Raw genomic sequence first — 15,830 nt, 5'->3', positions numbered from 1 at the left:
CAAGGAGCCCCGATGTCCGCACCGGCCCGCACCGCCGAACCCGCACTCCGCGTGGCGGTCGTCCCCACACCGCAGCCACCTCTCGAGGAGCGACCGGCCCTGCGGCTGGTCCGGCCCGGCCTGCCGGTCCCCCGGCCCGCGCACCGGCCCGGTCCCCCGCCGCGGCAGCCCCACTCGGCGGCCCCCGTCGACGAGTTCGGCCCGGTCCGCAACCGTCGCGGCGAGCTACCCCCCGTCGCACAGGCCGGGCACCGGCTCGTGCGGACGACGCTCGAGGCCCTGGCCGGCCGCCGACCGATGGTCCACGTCCGCGACCTCGCGTCCCCCGGGATCTACGCAGCCCTGTCGAGCGGACGCCGGCCGGCGTGGTGCGCCGACGGCAACGCCCCGCTGGTGGTCGGCCGCATCCGCGTCTGCGAGCCGGTCGACGGGATCGCCGAGGTCAGCGCGGTGGCACACCGCGGGGGCCGGGCCCACGCCGTCGCCGCCCGGCTGGAGGGGATCGACGGCCGGTGGCGCTGCACGGCACTCCAGATCGGCTGAGACCGCTTCCGACCGCCGTGGTGTGCCGGTACGACCGCGCCCCCGACGATCGGGTCGTCGGGGGCGCGGTCGTACCAGGGGCTTCGGCTCAGGAGCCGGCGGCCCCGTGGCACTGCTTGTACTTCTTGCCCGACCCGCAGGGGCAGGGTGCGTTGCGCGGGGTGTCCTTGGAACCGACCACGGTCGCGCTCTTCGCCGCCTTGGCCTTGCCACCCACCGCCGGGGAGGCGTCGAGGCTGGGCGCCGAGTACGTGAGGTTCTGCGGCGCCCGGCGCGGCTCCTCGAGGCCCTTGACCGCGAGCGCCGGCCCGGTCCCGGTCTCCGCCGGCGCCTCCTCGACGGGGGTGGCCGGGGCTGCCTCGGCGGTGGACCGGCGGGCCGTGGCGGCCGCCGCCTTGCCCGCGGTCGCCGTCGCGGCGGCGGCCTGACGGGCGAGCACCTTGGCGGTGCCCGCCTGCGCGGCGGCCAGCGCCTTCGCCTCGGCCTCGTCCTGCTTGGCCCTGGCCTCGGCCTCCTGCTCCTCCTTGGTCTTCACCTCGAGGTTGAACAGGAAGCCGACCGACTCCTCCTTGATGCCGTCGAGCATCGCGTTGAACATGTCGTAGCCCTCGCGCTGGTACTCCACGACCGGGTCGCGGTTGGCCATCGCGCGCAGGTGGATGCCGGCCCGCAGGTAGTCCATCTCGTAGAGGTGCTCGCGCCACTTGCGGTCCAGGACCGAGAGCAGCACGCGCCGCTCGAGCTCGCGCATGACCTCCGCGCCGAGCCTGCCCTCCCGCTCCTCGTACGCGCGGTGGACGTCGTCGAGCAGTGCCTGCTTGAGGGCACCCGGGGTCAGGTCGGACTGGTCGCCACCGGCCTGCTCGACCAGCTCGTCCACCGTGATCCCGACCGGGTACAGCGCCTTGAGCGCCGTCCACAGCTGGTCGAGGTCCCAGTCCTCGGCGTAGCCGGTCTCGGTGGCGCCGTCGGCGTAGGCACCGATGACGTCGTCGACCATGGTGCGCACCTGCTCGTGCAGGTCGGCGCCGTCGAGGACCCGGCGCCGCTCGTCGTAGATGACGGTGCGCTGGCGGTTGAGCACCTCGTCGTACTTCAGGACGTCCTTGCGGACCTCGAAGTTCTGCTGCTCGACCTGCGTCTGCGCCGAGCGGATCGCCCGGGTGACCATCTTCGACTCGATCGGCTGGTCGTCGGGCACCCGCAGGGTGTTCATCATCGACTCGAGCATCGGCCCGTTGAAGCGGCGCATGAGGTCGTCGCCGAGGGAGAGGTAGAACCGCGACTCCCCGGGGTCGCCCTGCCGGCCGGAGCGGCCGCGCAGCTGGTTGTCGATCCGGCGGCTCTCGTGCCGCTCGGTGCCCAGCACGTAGAGGCCGCCGGCCTCGGCGACCTCCTCGTGCTCGGCCTTGACCTGGGCCTTGGCGGCGGCGAGCGCGTCGTCCCAGGCGGCCTCGTACTCCTCCGGCGTCTCCGCCGGGGACAGGCCGCGGGCACGCAGGTTCTCGTCGGCGATGAACTCCGCGTTGCCGCCGAGCTGGATGTCGGTGCCGCGGCCGGCCATGTTGGTGGCCACCGTGACTGCACCCGGGCGCCCGGCGAGAGCGATGATCGAGGCCTCACGTGCGTGGTTCTTCGCGTTGAGGACCTCGTGCGGGATGCCCCGCTTGAGCAGGTACTTCGACAGCACCTCGGACTTCTCCACGCTGGCGGTACCGACCAGCACCGGCTGACCGGCCTCGTGCCGCTCGGCGATGTCCTCGACGACGGCGTCGAACTTCGCCTTCTCCGTCTTGTAGATGACGTCGGAGCGGTCCTGCCGGACCATCGGCCGGTTGGTCGGGATCGGGACGACGCCGAGCTTGTAGGTCTGGTGCAGCTCGGCGGCCTCGGTCTGCGCCGTGCCGGTCATCCCGGAGAGCTTCTCGTAGAGCCGGAAGTAGTTCTGGAGGGTGATCGTGGCGAGCGTCTGGTTCTCGTCCTTGATCTTCACCTTCTCCTTGGCCTCGATGGCCTGGTGCATGCCCTCGTTGTAGCGGCGACCGGCCAGCACGCGCCCGGTGAACTCGTCCACGATCAGGACCTCGCCGTTGGTGACGATGTACTGCTGGTCCTTCTTGAACAGCTCCTTGGCCTTGAGCGCGTTGTTCAGGTAGCCGATCAGCGGGGTGTTGACCGCCTCGTAGAGGTTGTCGATGCCGAGCTGGTCCTCGACGAACTCCACGCCCTCCTCGGTGACGGCGACCGTGCGCTTGGCCTCCTCCACCTCGTAGTGCACGTCGCGCTTCATCAGCGGCACGATCCGCGCGAACTCCTGGTACCACTTGCCCGCGGTCTCGGCCGGGCCGCTGATGATCAGCGGGGTGCGGGCCTCGTCGATGAGGATCGAGTCGACCTCGTCGACGATCGCGAAGTGGTGGCCGCGCTGCACCAGGTCGGCCTTGCTCCAGGCCATGTTGTCGCGCAGGTAGTCGAAGCCGAACTCGTTGTTCGTGCCGTAGGTGATGTCGGCGGCGTAGTGCTCGCGACGCTCGGCGGGCGTCTGGCCGGAGAGGATCGTGCCGACGGTGAGCCCGAGGAACCGGTGCACCCGGCCCATCCACTCGGCGTCGCGCTTGGCCAGGTAGTCGTTGACCGTGACGACGTGCACGCCCTTGCCGGACAGCGCGTTGAGGTAGGCCGGCAGGACACCGGTCAGCGTCTTGCCCTCACCGGTGCGCATCTCGGCGATGTTCCCGAGGTGCAGCGCCGCGCCGCCCATCAGCTGCACCCGGAAGTGCCGCTGACCGAGGGTGCGGGTCGCCGCCTCGCGGACCACGGCGAACGCCTCGGGCAGCAGCGCGTCGAGGGACTCCCCGTCGGCGTGCCGCTCCCGGAACTCGTCGGTCTTCGCGCGCAGCTCGGCGTCGGTGAGGTCCGTGTAGTCGTCGGCCAGCGAGTCGACCGCATCCGCGATCTTGGACAGCCGTCGGACGAGCTTGCCCTCACCGGCACGGAGGATCTTCGAGAACACCACGTCCCCAGCGTAGGCGGCGCAGCTGTGAGTGCGGACCCCGCGACCACCACGGCGACCGCCGCGGCACCACCTGCCCCATCCGTACGCTGCAGCGATGGCACGCGACCTGTCCGACCCGGGGCCCGGGCTGCTGGAGTTCTTCACCGAGCGGCACCTGGCCACGCTGACCACCCTGCGACCCGACGGGACCCCGCACGTCGTGCCGGTCGGCGTCACCTACGACGCGGCGACGCGGACCGCGCGGGTCATCACCTCCGGCACCTCGGCCAAGGCCCGGCACGTGCGCGACGGGCAGTCGCGGGTCGCCGTCTGCCAGGTCGACGGCGCCCGCTGGGCCACCCTGGAGGGAGCGGCGGTGGTGCGGGACGACGCAGCGTCGGTCGCCGACGCGGTCGCCCGCTACGCCCGGCGCTACAAGCAGCCGCGCGAGAACCCGGCCCGCGTGGTCATCGAGATCGCGGTGGACCGCATCCTCGGCAACGCCTGAGCGGGGCGCGGCCGGTGGCCGCGCCCCGCCGTGGTCAGACGGTCGCCGGCTGCGGCACCGCGGCCGGAGCGGGCGCGGCCCCGTCCTGGGCGACCGGAGCGAGCCGGATGAGGCCGTAGTCGTAGGCGTGCCGGCGGTAGACGACCGTCGGCTGCCCGGTGTCGGCGCACTGGAAGAGGAAGAAGTCGTGGCCGACCAGTTCCATCTCGTGCAGCGCCTGGTCGACGGTCATGGGTGTGGCGGGGTGGTGCTTCTCCCGCACGATCTGCCCGGGCAGGTGCTCGTCGAGGTCGGTGAGGTGGGGGCCGGTCGCGAGCTCGCGGTCCCGTTCCAGCTGCGCCTCGATGGCGAGCTCGGGCGAGGCGGAGTCGAGCGCGGCACCGGAGAGCCGGACGCTCTCCGGGGTGCGGCGGCCGTGGTGGACCCGGCGCCGGTCGGCGGCCCGGCGCAGCCGGTTGTCCAGCTTTCCGCTGGCCAGGTCGAGCGCGGCGTAGAAGTCCGGCCCGCACGCCTCGGCGCGGACCACGGGGCCCTTGCCCCGCAAGGTGATCTCCACCCGCTGGCAGTTGGCCGACTGGCGGGGGTTCTTCTCGTGGAAGAGCTCCACGTCGATGCGCGAGAGCTTGGTGTCGAACCGCTCCAGCTGACCGACCTTGTCCTCCACGTGCTGGCGGTAGTGCTCGGGAACTTCGACGTTGCGACCACGGACCACGATCTCCATGAGACCTCCCGGTTGAGGCGGGCATCGGTCGCTTCGACGCTAGTCGCTCCTCCCCGGTCCCGACAGTCGATCGTGGTGCCCCGCGGGGACGTTCCGGACCCGGTACCGCGACGGTCCGGAGGGACGGCCGGAGGGGCGCGGGGTGGCGGCCAGCACGGCGGCGAGCACCGGGCGACCGGCGGTCACGACCGCTGCGGAGAGCACCTCCGCCGCGGCGCACAAGGTGGCCCCGGTGGTGACGACGTCGTCGACGAGCACCGTCAGCGCGCCGGCCGGTGGGCGGTCGTCGGCGGGGTCGGCGACGAAGGTCCCGGCGAGGTTGGCCCGCCGCTGGGCGGCGGTCAGTCCGGCGGAGTCCCGCGGGCGTCCGCGACGGCGGAGCAGGCACCGTGCGCGCGCGTCGAGGCCGGCGGCGCGGAGCTCGACGGCCGCGCGGTCGGCCAGCTCGCGCACGTGGTCCCGCCCGCGCTCGGCCAGCGCAGCCCGCGTCGCCGGGACCGGCACGAGCACCACCGGCCGGCCGGTCCCCGGGACACCCGCACGCACCGCCGCGACGGCGAGGGCCAGGGCGGCGCCCAGCGGCCGGGCCAGCTCCGCCCTCCCGTGCTCCTTGAAGGCGTTGACCACCGGGCGCAGGGGCCCGGCGTAGGCACCGGCGGCCACGGTCGGCGGCAGGCCGGCGGGGAACCGGCGCGGCTGGGCGAGGTGCGGCACGGTGAGCAGGACGGCGCAGGCAGGGCACAGGACGTGGCCGGGCAGCCCGCAGCCGGCGCAGGTGCGCGGCAGCACGAGGTCGGTCAGCGCCGGCAGGAGACCCATCCGGTCAGCGTGCCGCGCCGGCGGCCGAGGTGGTCGGCGTCGTGGGCCGCCTGTGGATCCGGCTCCGTCAGAGCGGGTAGAAGGGTGCGCCGCCGGGCAGGGGCTCGGCACCCCGCACCAGGGTCACCCACGTGCCGCCGTTCAGCTCCCACACCGTGTTGGCGGCGCTGACCAGGGCCGGCCGGTCGGGCGCCACCGCCAGCGACGTCGGCTGGCTGGGCAGACCGGACGTCGTCATGCGGGTGAGCCCCCAGCCGTCCACTCCCACGGAGTACGGGACGATCCGGTCCTTGCTCTCGTCCCCGGCCAGCACCATGAGGCTGCTGCTGTCCCGCCAGCCGACGTCGATCACCTGGGCCAGGGTCGGGGCCGCCTCGCGCAGGTCACGCAGCACGACCGAGCCGTCCTCCGGGGAGCGGACCACGGTGCCCACGTACAGCCGGCGGCCTTCCGGTCCGTCGACCACCACCGCCGCGCGAACGCCGTCCGGCGACAGCTGGAGCACGTCGGCCCGCCCGAGCCCCGCGAGCGTGGGGGCCGTGACCGGCTGCGGCGGCGCACCCGCCGGCACGCGCACGACGGTCGCCCCGTCGCGCACCACCCACGCCTCCGCCCGGGTGCCGGCGACGGTCGGGGCGCTCAGTGTGCTGCCGCCGAGGACGGGCGCCAGGTCGCCGTCGTAGGGGCCGGCCAGCAGCGTGGCCCCGTTCCCCTCCGGGCGCACGCCGGCCAGGAACGACAGTCGTCCGGTGGCGGGGTCGGCGGAGATCGCGGCACTGGTCAGCCCGTAGGCACCCGCCCCGGCCGGTCCCGGGGAGGGCCGGCCGTCCGTCGCGGTGCGCAGCGCGCCGTCCTGCAGGTAGTGACCCACACCGTCGACGGGCATGGCGTCGGGGTCGAACGAGGCCCAGTCCTCCACGGTCTGCTCCTCGGGGACGTCCTCCGGCGCGACCGGTTCCCCGTCCACCACGACGACGACGGCGTCCACGCGAGGACCACCTGGCTGCTGCAGCGTCCACACCAGCTGCGCGCACACCTGGCCCAGCAGCGGCGAGTCGCGCGGCAGACCGGTCAGCTCGACGGTCGCCACCTGGTCCTGGACCACCACCGACCGGTGCAGCTGCACCCCGTTGAGCGGGTTGGAGACGCCCGCCGCCAGCGCCGACGACGGCCCGCCCAGCAACCGCTCGACCAGCACGGTGGGCTGCGACCCTCCCGTGATCAGGTAGCGCGGATCCGGCACCACGCGGGAGGCGGTCGGGTCCAGGAAGTAGGCCTGCAGCTCGTCGTAGAGCCGCTGGAAGTCCGGCTCCAGCATGATGAGCCCGTCGGGCGGATCGGTGATCCGCCACTCGCCGTCTACCTGCTCCAGACGGAACTCGCGGGTGAAGACGCCGCGCCCGGCGACGCTGAACACACCGCGCGGGTCCACGGTGCCGATCAGGTTGGCCGTGACCGCCACCGTCCCCTCGTCGTCCCGGGCGACGACGGCGTACTCGGTGCCGATGACGCTGACGCCGCTCTCGTCGGACCACGTCTTCGCCGCCTCCGGCGCCAGGTGCTGGCGGGCCACGGGGTGTCGGCGAACAGTGCTGGCCGAGGCGTCGATGAAGGTCCGGACGACCTCCTCGGCGCTGGCGCCCGGTGCAGGTGGGAGCGGCTCGATGCCGACGGCCTCGGTCTCCCGCGCCGGGCCCTGAGGGATCTCGACGGTGGGCGAGCTGGTGGGCACCGTCGAGCACGAGGCCACCGTCAGCAGGGTCACCAACAGGGCCACCACGAGGGTCAGCGGGCGGGTCATCGCGCCGCTCCCGGACGACGCAGCCGCACCGGCCGCAACGGCAGCGGTGAGCTCGTCAGGTCCGTGCCGGCCACGAGCGGCAGGGTGAGCCGGAACTGGGCACCCGCGCCCGGCTGGCCCCACACCTGCAGCCAGCCGCCGTGCAGGCGCGCGTCCTCGAGGCTGATGGAGAGTCCCAGGCCGCTGCCGCCGACGGTGCGCACCCGCGAGGGGTCGGCGCGCCAGAACCGGTCGAAGACGTGCTGGGCCTCCCCCGCGCTCAACCCGACCCCGTGGTCGCGCACCGTCACCGCGGCCGCCGAGCGGTTCGCCGCGAGCGTGATCTCCACCGGGTGCCCGGCGCCGTGCTCGATGGCGTTGCCGACCAGGTTGCGCAGGATCCGCTCGACGCGCCGGGCGTCCACCTCGCCCAGGACCCCTTCGGCGGGCAGCGTCACCTGCAGCTCGCACTCGTGCCGCCGGGCCAGCGCGCCCATCCCGTCGACCACCCGGCCGACCAGCACACCGAGGTCGGTGGCCGTGGCGTCCAGCACCGCAGCGCCGGCGTCGTAGCGGCTGATCTCCAGCAGATCGGTGAGCAACGCCTCGAAGCGGTCCAGCTCGGCCCGCAGCAGCTCGGCGGACCGGGCGACGTGCGGGGCGAACTCCTCGCGGGACTCGTGCAGCACCTCCGCCGCCATCTGGACCGTCGTCAGCGGGGTGCGCAGCTCGTGGGAGACGTCGGAGGTGAAGCGCTGCTGCAGCTGGGAGAGGCCTTCGAGCTGGGTGATCTGCCGCTGCAGGCTGTCGGCCATGGCGTTGAAGCTGGTCGCCAGGCGGGCGAGGTCGTCCTCGCCGCGGACGGCCATGCGCTCCTCGAGCTGCCCCTCGGCCAGCCGCTGGGCCGTGCCGGCCGCGCGCCGCACGGGGTCGACGACCAGCCGGGTGACCAGCACCGCGATGCCGACCACGAGCAGCGTCAGGGCGACCCCGCTGATGACCACGGTGCTGCGGATCAGCGACAGGCTCTCCTGCTCCTGCTGCAGGGGAAAGGCGTAGTAGAGCTCGATGGTGTCCGGCGCCTGGTCGTCGCGCACCACCGGCGCACCCAGCAGCAGCGTCGGCCGGAGCTCCCCCGACGCATCGGGCACCAGGTCGTACTTGGAGGCCTGGCTGCCGGAGTCGACGGCGGCGCGCAGCTCCCCGGGCAGCGCCTCGTACAGCGGACGCCGGGTGGTCGTGGTGCGGTCGGGATTGCCCGGCCGGTAGACCATGACGACGTCGAAGTCGCCGGCGGCTCCGCCGCGCTCGAGCAGGTTGTTGACGGTCCGGGTCAGGGTGGACCGGACGCTGGCGGTGTCACCCGTGGCGATCCCGGTGACCTCGCTCTGGGCGTAGACGACACCGGCCTGCACCTGGTCGATGGCCGCCTGCCGCTTGACGTCGAGCAGCTGGTCGCGGATCTGGCTGAACAGCACCAGGCTCACGATGACCACGACCGTGCCGGCGACCAGCGTGGTGATGGCCGCGATGCGGACCTGCAGCGAGGAGCGCCAGGCGCGCAGCGCTCGCGCGGCCAGCCGGCGCGACCCGCGGCGGAGCCGCCGCCGGGCGGTACCGGCACGCCGGCGCACGTCGCTGCGCAGGCGCCGCAGGTCGGCCGCCCGGGAACGGCCCCGCTCCGGGGCCCGGGCGGGCTCCACGCCGGTCCCCGTCCCGGGCGAGCGGGTGATGGTCACCGGCCCATTGTCGGCGAACGAGGGCCCGGGGCGGTGAGCCCACGCCCGGGCGTCCGGTTCACGTGGTCAGACGGCGCGGTCCGCGGTCACGGCGGACCGGCCTTGTAGCCGACGCCGCGGACCGTGAGGACGACCTCGGGCTTCTCGGGGTCGCGCTCGACCTTCGCCCGCAGCCGCTGGACGTGCACGTTGACCAGCCGGGTGTCGGCGGCGTGCCGGTAGCCCCACACCTGCTCCAGCAGCAGCTCGCGGGTGAACACCTGACGCGGCTTGCGGGCCAGCGCGACGAGCAGGTCGAACTCCAGGGGGGTGAGCGCGATCGGCACCCCGTCGCGGGTCACCTGGTGCGCGGGGACGTCGATCTGCACGTCGCCGATGCTCAGGTTCTCGGCCTGCCCGGTCTCCCCGCGCCGCAGCTGGGCACGGACCCGGGCGACCAGCTCCACGGGCTTGAAGGGCTTGGTGACGTAGTCGTCCGCGCCCGCCTCCAGCCCCTGGACGACGTCGATCGTGTCGCCCTTGGCGGTCAGCATGACGATCGGCACGGTCGACTGCTGGCGGATGTCCTGGCAGATCTGCAGGCCGTTGCGGCCGGGCAGCATCAGGTCCAGCAGCACCAGGTCCGGCCGGGTCTGCTGGAAGACGCCGACCGCCCGGTTGCCGTCGGAGACGAACGCGGGTTCGTAGCCCTCCCGGCGCAGCACGATGCCGAGCATCTCGGCGAGGGCGGCGTCGTCGTCGACGACCAGGACACGGCCGCGAGCGGGCCCGTTCTGGGGAGCGGTGGATGCCACGGCGACCATTCTGCGCTGACGGGGCAAGAACCCGTCCCACCCGCCCGGGTGAGACCCCCCGTCCGGCGGGCCTTCCTGTTCCGGAAGGCCCGCCAGCCGAGCGGATGGAACGGCCCTGGCGAGCGGATGGAACGGCCTCGTCGCAGGGGCCCACGCCGAGCGGAGCGAGGCGTGGGGGGGCGACGAGGTCCTTCTAGTAGCGGTAGTGGTCGCTCTTGTAGGGGCCCTCGACCGGGACACCGATGTAGTCGGCCTGCACCTTGGTCAGCTCGGTGAGCTTCACGCCCAGGGCGTCGAGGTGCAGCCGCGCCACGTGCTCGTCGAGCTTCTTGGGCAGGACGGTGACCGTGGGCTCCTGGCCCTCGTACGCGGCACGGTTGGTCCACAGCTCGATCTGGGCGAGCACCTGGTTGGAGAACGAGGCGCTCATGACGAAGCTGGGGTGTCCGGTGGCGTTGCCGAGGTTCAGCAGCCGGCCCTCGGAGAGCACGATGATCGTGTGGCCGTCGGCGAACCGCCACTCGTCGACCTGCGGCTTGATGGTGGTCCGCTCGATGCCCGGTGTGCGGGCGAGGCCGGCCATGTCGATCTCGTTGTCGAAGTGCCCGATGTTGCCGATGATCGCCTGGTGCTTCGTCCGGCTCAGCTGGTCGGCGCTGATGATGTCCTTGTTGCCGGTGGCGGTGATGATGATGTCGGCCTTGCCGATGACCTCGTCGAGCGTGGTCACCTCGTAGCCGTGCATCGCCGCCTGCAGGGCGTTGATCGGGTCGATCTCGGTGACGATCACCCGGGCGCCCTGGCCGCGCAGCGACTCGGCGCAGCCCTTGCCGACGTCGCCGTAGCCGCAGACCACGGCGACCTTGCCGCCGATCATCACGTCCGTGGCGCGGTTGATGCCGTCGATCAGCGAGTGCCGGCAGCCGTAGAGGTTGTCGAACTTGCTCTTGGTGACCGAGTCGTTGACGTTGATCGCCGGGAAGAGCAGCCGGCCGTCGCGGGCGAGCTCGTAGAGCCGCATGACGCCGGTGGTGGTCTCCTCGGTGACGCCGGCGATGCCCTGGCCGATGCGGGTCCAGTAGCCGCCGTCCTCGGCGAGGGTGCCCCGGAGGGTCTCGAGGATGACGCCGTACTCCTCGGAGTCGGCCTCGGTGGTGTCGGGGACGACGCCGTCGGCCTCGAAGCGGGTGCCGAGGTGGATGAGCAGCGTGGCGTCGCCGCCGTCGTCGAGCAGCATGTTCGGGCCGACGACGTCGCCGTTCTCGTCGCGGAACTCGAACAGGCGCTGGGTGCACCACCAGTACTCGGGCAGGGTCTCGCCCTTCCAGGCGAACACCGGCACGCCGGCGGGCTGCTCGGGGGTGCCACCGCTGGACTCCGGGCCGACGACGATCGCCGCGGCGGCGTGGTCCTGGGTGGAGAAGATGTTGCAGCTGACCCAGCGGACGTCGGCGCCGAGCGCGGTCAGGGTCTCGATCAGGACGGCGGTCTGCACGGTCATGTGCAGGGAGCCGGCGATGCGGGCGCCGGCCAGGGGCTGGGCGTCGCCGTACTCGGCGCGCAGCGCCATGAGGCCGGGCATCTCGTGCTCGGCGAGCTGGATCTCCTTGCGGCCGAACGGCGCGAGGGAGAGGTCGGCGACCTTGTAGTCGGCGTCGCCGGTCGGGGTGGTCAGTGCGCGGGTGCCAGTGCTGGCGGTCATGTCGCTCCAGGGGCGGGCCCGCCCTCACGAGGGGGGCGCAACGGGTCGTCGAGAAGAGCGAGCATGCCGAGGCTTCGGCGGGGCTCGTGCCGGCGTCCAGCTTAGACGCGCGGCCCGGGGAGGACGCCCTTCCCGGCTCAAGCGTTTCGGTTGTGCACCACCTACATCGGCAGCGGCGGCTCCTGCCTGAAGCCGCGGGATCACCCGGACCGGTCGGATCCGGTCACTCGCAGCCCACGCCGTCGCCGTCACCGTCGAACGCCTCGGAGAAGCCGGGGTCCCCGCGGTGGATGGGCGCGGCGCCGGAAGCCCGGACCGCGGCGCAGTCCGCGTAGCCCGGCTGCGCCGGCACGGGAGCCGGAACGGGAGCAGGAACGGGATCCGGAGCAGGAGGGGTCGCGGCGACACCCGTGGGCAGCGGCTCGCCCGGGCACTGCGCGAGGGCCCCGGCCATCGCGTCCTTCTCGGCCTGGGTGACCCAGAGCCCGTAGGTCGCCTTCACCGCCACCTGGCGGGCCACGTACGCGCACCGGAACCCGCCGTTGGGCGGCAGCCAGGTCGCTGCGTCGCCGTCGCCCTTCTGCATGTTCAGCGGCCCGTCGGCCGCGAGCAGGTTCAGCGGGTCGTTGCCGAACGCGACGCGGCGCGCCTCGTCCCAGCCCTGCGCGCCCTTCTGCCAGGCGTCCGACAGTGCCACGACGTGGTCGATCTGCACCGCCTCGCTGGTGCCCTCGCCACGCTCGAACCGGATGACGCCGCCCGAGTAGGGGTCGGCCAGCGTGCCGCTCTGCACGACGCAGTCCCGGGTGCCCGGCTCGAACGTCTCGTCGGTCAGGTCGCGGGCGAGCACGTCGTTGCGGGTGTCGCAGCCGTTGTGGTCGGTGTCCACCCAGCCCTCGCCGAACTGTTCGCGCTCGTACCCGGACCGCGGCGCCCGGCCCTTGACCGGCAGCGTCCCGAGGACCGCGAGCGCCGAGCCCTGCACCGCCGAGGGCGTCGTCGCGTCGGACCCGGCGCCGCTCTCCGCCAGGTCGACCGCCTCGCACCCGGCCAGCGCGGCCGCCAGGCCGAGGGCCGCCAGCAGGACGGCGAGCCGGCGGGGCCGGGTTCCCGGTCGCACGTCCACGGAACTCCCCCGCTCGGAACTGCTCGTCGTCCGACGCTAGGTCGGTCCGGCGGCGTTCCGTCGGCGCAACGCCGAGCGGGGACGGAGCTCTCAGACCAGGTTGGTGGTCGCCCGGTAGAGGACGGCGGGGCCGCGGGCGCTGACCCGCGCACCGGCCGGGACGAACGCCGACCGACCCTTCTCGAGGGTCAGCTCGCCGTCGGCCGAGGCCAGGACGGCCGTCCCCTCGGTGCAGAGCAGCAGCTGGGGGCCCCGCGTGGTCAGCGTCCCTGCCTGCTCGTCGAGCTGGCAGCGCGTGAGGTCGAAGTCCTGGACCGGCACGGGATAGCGCAGACCGCCGGGGCCGAGCACCGGGTGGATCACCGGGACGCGGCCGTCGCTGAAGTCCAGGACCTCGATGAGCGCGGCGAGGTCGACGTGCTTGGCGGTCAGTCCGCCCCGCAGCACGTTGTCCGAGCTGGCCATGACCTCGACGCCGGCACCGGAGAGGTAGGCGTGCAGGTTCCCCGCCGGCAGGAAGACCGCCTCGCCCGGAGCGAGCTTGAGGTGGTTGCACATCAGCGAGATGACCACGCCGGGGTCGCCGGGGTAGGTCTCGGCCAGCGTGGCCGCCCACCGGTAGGTGTTGATGAACTCCGGGTCGTGCGCGGCGACGAACCGGGCGGCCGCGGTGGCCACCGCCGACACCAGCTCCGTCCGCCGCTCCCCCGGGAGCGCCAGCAGCTGCGGCACGGCTGCGCGCAGCCCACCCCGCGCCAGCGCGGCGATCGTCGACTTGAGCTCGGGCACCTGGAGCTTGGCCAGGCAGTGCAGCGACTCCTCCACCGGCCGGAACCCGCAGAGCGCCTCGAAGGTGGTCAGCGCCAGCAGGAGCTCGGGCTTGTGGAACGGGTCCTTGAACGTGCGGGTCGGGTCGTCGTGCGGGATCCCGGCGGCCTCCTCGGCGGCGAACCCCACCTCGGCCTGCTCCGTCGTCGGGTGCGCCTGCAGCGACAGCGGCGTCTCCGCGGCCAGCACCTTCATCAGGAAGGGCAGCCGCGCCCCGAAGCGCTCGACCACGGGCCCGCCGAGCAGCGCCTCGGGATCGGCGGCGACGGCCTTGTCCAGGGGGCGGCCGTCGGACAGCAGGCTGGGCTCGTCCGGGTGCGCGCCGACCCACAGCTCGGCATGCGGACGGTCCGCCGGGACGCGTTCGCCGAGGAGCTCGGGGATCACGGTGCGGCTCCCCCAGGGGTAGAACCGGACGCCGTTGCTCAGCTGCCACATGGTGCTGGCAGGTTACGGCGCCGCCCGCCGGTCAGGAACCGTCGAGGACGTCCCGGAGACCGGCATCACCCCGAAGAGGCGCCGTGCACGGCCTTGCGCACGTCCGGGGCGCCGAGCCGGGCGGCGTCGGCGGTCCGGTCGTCGGGCATCCGCTGCGACTCGCGCTCCGCGGCCACGCGCGCCTCGTAGTGCGCGATCTCCTGCGCCAGGAAGTCGTCCTGCCAGCCGTGGACCGTGGCCATCAACCGGGCCACCTCGGGCGCGGACTCCACGCCCCGGTGCGGTGTCTCGATCGAGATCCGTGTCCGGCGGGTGAGCACGTCGTCCAGGTGCAGCGCGCCCTCGGCCCGGACGGCGTGGACCACCTCGGCGGCCAGGTGGTGGGGCGCCCCGGGGAGCGGACGGCCCAGCGCCGGGTCCTCCCGCACCAGGTCCAGGACGGCGGTCACCTGGTCGCCGTGCCGCCGCAGCAGCCGCGCCACGGCCTCCTCCGGCACGCCGTAGGCCGCCGCCAGCTCCACGGCGCCGTCGCGGACGGCGGGCCAGTCCGCGGCACCGACCAGCGGCAGGTCGGCGGTGCGCGACGGCCCCGTCCCCGGCAGACCCTCCGCGGCCGCGTCGACCGCGTCGGCGGCCATCACCCGGTAGGTCGTGTACTTCCCCCCGGCGACCAGCACCAGTCCGGGCACCGGCGTCATGACGGCGTGCTCGCGGGACAGCCGGCTGGTCTCGTCGGACTCCCCGGCCAGCAGCGGCCGCAGGCCGGCGTACACGCCGACGATGTCCTCGTGCGTCAGCGGGCGGGTCAGCACCCGGTTGACCTGGTCGAGCAGGTAGTCGATGTCGGCGCTGCTGGCCGCGGGGTGGTCGCGGTCCAGCGTCCAGGGGGTGTCGGTCGTCCCGACGATCCACTGGTCGGCCCACGGGATCACGAACAGCACGCTCGTCGGCGTCCGCAGGATCAGCCCGTGCGGGCCGACGTCGCCTCCGTCGATGGCCGGTCCCGGGACCAGGAGGTGGACGCCCTTCGAGGCGCGCACCTTCAGGCTCGGCGCGGAGTCGCCGAGCATCGCGCCGACGTCGTCGCTCCAGACCCCGGTGGCGGCGATGACGCTGCGGGCCCGCACGGTGAAGGCGGAGCCGTCGGTGAGGTCGGCGACCCGCACGCCCACGACCGGCGCGGTCGGCCCGTCGCCGTCGCGCAGCAGGCCGATGACGCGGGCGCTGGAGAGCACCGCCGCGCCGTGCCCGGCCGCGGTGCGCACCACCGCGAGGGTGTGCCGAGCGTCGTCGACCTGGGCGTCGTAGTACTGGATGGCGCCGCGGACGACCTCGCGCCTGAGTGCGGGGAACGTCTCGAGCGTCCGGCGCCGCGACAGGTGCCGGTGCCGCGGGATGGCGCGATCGCGGGCGAAGGCGGCACCCAGCAGGTCGTAGAGGGCGACGCCGGCGCCGTAGTACGCGCGCTGCCAGGCGGGGGCGGTCAGCGGGAGCAGGAACGGCAGGGGACGCACCAGGTGCGGGGCGATGGTGCGCACCAGGCGGGCGCGTTCCTTGAGCGCCTCGTGGACCAGCGGGAACGCCATCTGCTCGAGGTAGCGCAACCCGCCGTGGATCAGCTTGCTCGACCGGCTGGACGTGCCCGACGCCCAGTCCCGGGCCTCGAGCAGGCCCACCGACAGCCCACGGCTGGCCGCGTCCAGCGCGGCGCCGGCGCCCGTGACGCCGCCGCCGATCACGAGGACGTCGACGACCCCGTCCGCCAGGCGGGCGCGGTCCGCCCGTCGCCGCTCCGGTGACAGCTCCGTGCCCCTCATGCCCCCCACTGTCCCCCTCG

12 protein-coding genes are annotated in these 15,830 nt (G+C 73.7%); 2 read left to right on the top strand and 10 right to left on the bottom strand.

Annotation, left to right across the window (positions count from 1 at the left end; all coding sequences use genetic code 11):
• Positions 1 to 12: 12 nt before the first annotated feature.
• Positions 13 to 543 carry an Rv3235 family protein gene (locus DQ237_RS07395; protein ID WP_113798713.1) on the top strand — a complete coding sequence of 177 codons (531 nt, stop codon included), beginning with the start codon at positions 13 to 15 and terminating at the stop codon, positions 541 to 543.
• 88 nt (positions 544 to 631) lie between these two features.
• On the opposite strand, the gene secA is transcribed toward DQ237_RS07395, so the two are convergent.
• Positions 632 to 3,559, bottom strand: a complete 2,928-nt coding sequence (secA, locus tag DQ237_RS07390) for a preprotein translocase subunit SecA (protein WP_113798711.1) — start codon at positions 3,557 to 3,559, stop codon at positions 632 to 634.
• A gap of 94 nt (positions 3,560 to 3,653) precedes the next feature.
• Here secA and DQ237_RS07385 point away from each other — a divergent pair, with 94 nt between their 5' ends.
• The gene (locus tag DQ237_RS07385) at positions 3,654 to 4,046 is read left to right on the top strand and encodes a pyridoxamine 5'-phosphate oxidase family protein (protein ID WP_113798709.1); all 393 of its coding nucleotides are present in this window, start codon (positions 3,654 to 3,656) and stop codon (positions 4,044 to 4,046) included.
• 34 nt (positions 4,047 to 4,080) lie between these two features.
• Here the strand turns inward: DQ237_RS07385 and hpf are convergent, their stop codons facing one another.
• The 9 genes from hpf to DQ237_RS07340 form a co-directional block, all read right to left on the bottom strand.
• The gene (hpf, locus tag DQ237_RS07380; protein ID WP_113798707.1) at positions 4,081 to 4,767 is read right to left on the bottom strand and encodes a ribosome hibernation-promoting factor, HPF/YfiA family; all 687 of its coding nucleotides are present in this window, start codon (positions 4,765 to 4,767) and stop codon (positions 4,081 to 4,083) included.
• 39 nt (positions 4,768 to 4,806) lie between these two features.
• Positions 4,807 to 5,586, bottom strand: a complete 780-nt coding sequence (locus DQ237_RS07375) for a ComF family protein (RefSeq protein WP_113798705.1) — start codon at positions 5,584 to 5,586, stop codon at positions 4,807 to 4,809.
• Between the two features lie 67 nt (positions 5,587 to 5,653).
• A complete protein-coding gene (locus DQ237_RS07370) occupies positions 5,654 to 7,387 on the bottom strand; it encodes an LpqB family beta-propeller domain-containing protein (protein ID WP_113798703.1) in 1,734 nt (577 codons plus the stop codon).
• Entirely contained in the window at positions 7,384 to 9,105 is a 1,722-nt protein-coding gene (gene mtrB / locus DQ237_RS07365) for an MtrAB system histidine kinase MtrB (RefSeq protein ID WP_113798701.1), read from the bottom strand. The genes DQ237_RS07370 and mtrB overlap by 4 nt, the downstream gene beginning before the upstream one ends.
• A gap of 86 nt (positions 9,106 to 9,191) precedes the next feature.
• Positions 9,192 to 9,908, bottom strand: coding sequence for an MtrAB system response regulator MtrA (gene mtrA / locus DQ237_RS07360; protein ID WP_113798699.1), 717 nt, complete (start codon positions 9,906 to 9,908; stop codon positions 9,192 to 9,194).
• Positions 9,909 to 10,092: 184 nt separating this feature from the next.
• Entirely contained in the window at positions 10,093 to 11,601 is a 1,509-nt protein-coding gene (gene ahcY, locus DQ237_RS07355; RefSeq protein ID WP_113798698.1) for an adenosylhomocysteinase, read from the bottom strand.
• A 223-nt stretch (positions 11,602 to 11,824) separates the two neighbouring features.
• Positions 11,825 to 12,727, bottom strand: coding sequence for a DUF1524 domain-containing protein (locus tag DQ237_RS07350; RefSeq protein ID WP_113798696.1), 903 nt, complete (start codon positions 12,725 to 12,727; stop codon positions 11,825 to 11,827).
• A 90-nt stretch (positions 12,728 to 12,817) separates the two neighbouring features.
• Positions 12,818 to 13,993 carry a mannose-6-phosphate isomerase, class I gene (manA, locus tag DQ237_RS07345; RefSeq protein ID WP_113798694.1) on the bottom strand — a complete coding sequence of 392 codons (1,176 nt, stop codon included), beginning with the start codon at positions 13,991 to 13,993 and terminating at the stop codon, positions 12,818 to 12,820.
• 65 nt (positions 13,994 to 14,058) lie between these two features.
• The gene (locus DQ237_RS07340; RefSeq protein WP_113798691.1) at positions 14,059 to 15,810 is read right to left on the bottom strand and encodes a glycerol-3-phosphate dehydrogenase/oxidase; all 1,752 of its coding nucleotides are present in this window, start codon (positions 15,808 to 15,810) and stop codon (positions 14,059 to 14,061) included.
• Positions 15,811 to 15,830 lie beyond the last annotated feature (20 nt).

Origin of the sequence: Blastococcus sp. TF02-8 (genome assembly GCF_003319175.1) — a bacterium.
In the GTDB taxonomy this organism is placed as follows: Bacteria; Actinomycetota; Actinomycetes; order Mycobacteriales; family Geodermatophilaceae; genus Blastococcus.
Note: the sequence above shows the minus strand (reverse complement) of the source record. Positions and strands in the feature narration are given on the sequence as shown.

Bases quoted from the DNA above. Each gene is read 5' to 3' on its own strand.
- DQ237_RS07395 (WP_113798713.1), top strand. From the start codon at position 13: ATGTCCGCACCGGCCCGCACCGCCGAACCCGCACTCCGCGTGGCGGTC.
- DQ237_RS07385 (WP_113798709.1), top strand. From the start codon at position 3,654: ATGGCACGCGACCTGTCCGACCCGGGGCCCGGGCTGCTGGAGTTCTTC.
- hpf (WP_113798707.1), bottom strand. From the start codon at position 4,767: ATGGAGATCGTGGTCCGTGGTCGCAACGTCGAAGTTCCCGAGCACTAC.
- DQ237_RS07375 (WP_113798705.1), bottom strand. From the start codon at position 5,586: ATGGGTCTCCTGCCGGCGCTGACCGACCTCGTGCTGCCGCGCACCTGC.
- DQ237_RS07370 (WP_113798703.1), bottom strand. From the start codon at position 7,387: ATGACCCGCCCGCTGACCCTCGTGGTGGCCCTGTTGGTGACCCTGCTG.
- mtrA (WP_113798699.1), bottom strand. From the start codon at position 9,908: ATGGTCGCCGTGGCATCCACCGCTCCCCAGAACGGGCCCGCTCGCGGC.
- ahcY (WP_113798698.1), bottom strand. From the start codon at position 11,601: ATGACCGCCAGCACTGGCACCCGCGCACTGACCACCCCGACCGGCGAC.
- manA (WP_113798694.1), bottom strand. From the start codon at position 13,993: ATGTGGCAGCTGAGCAACGGCGTCCGGTTCTACCCCTGGGGGAGCCGC.
- DQ237_RS07340 (WP_113798691.1), bottom strand. From the start codon at position 15,810: ATGAGGGGCACGGAGCTGTCACCGGAGCGGCGACGGGCGGACCGCGCC.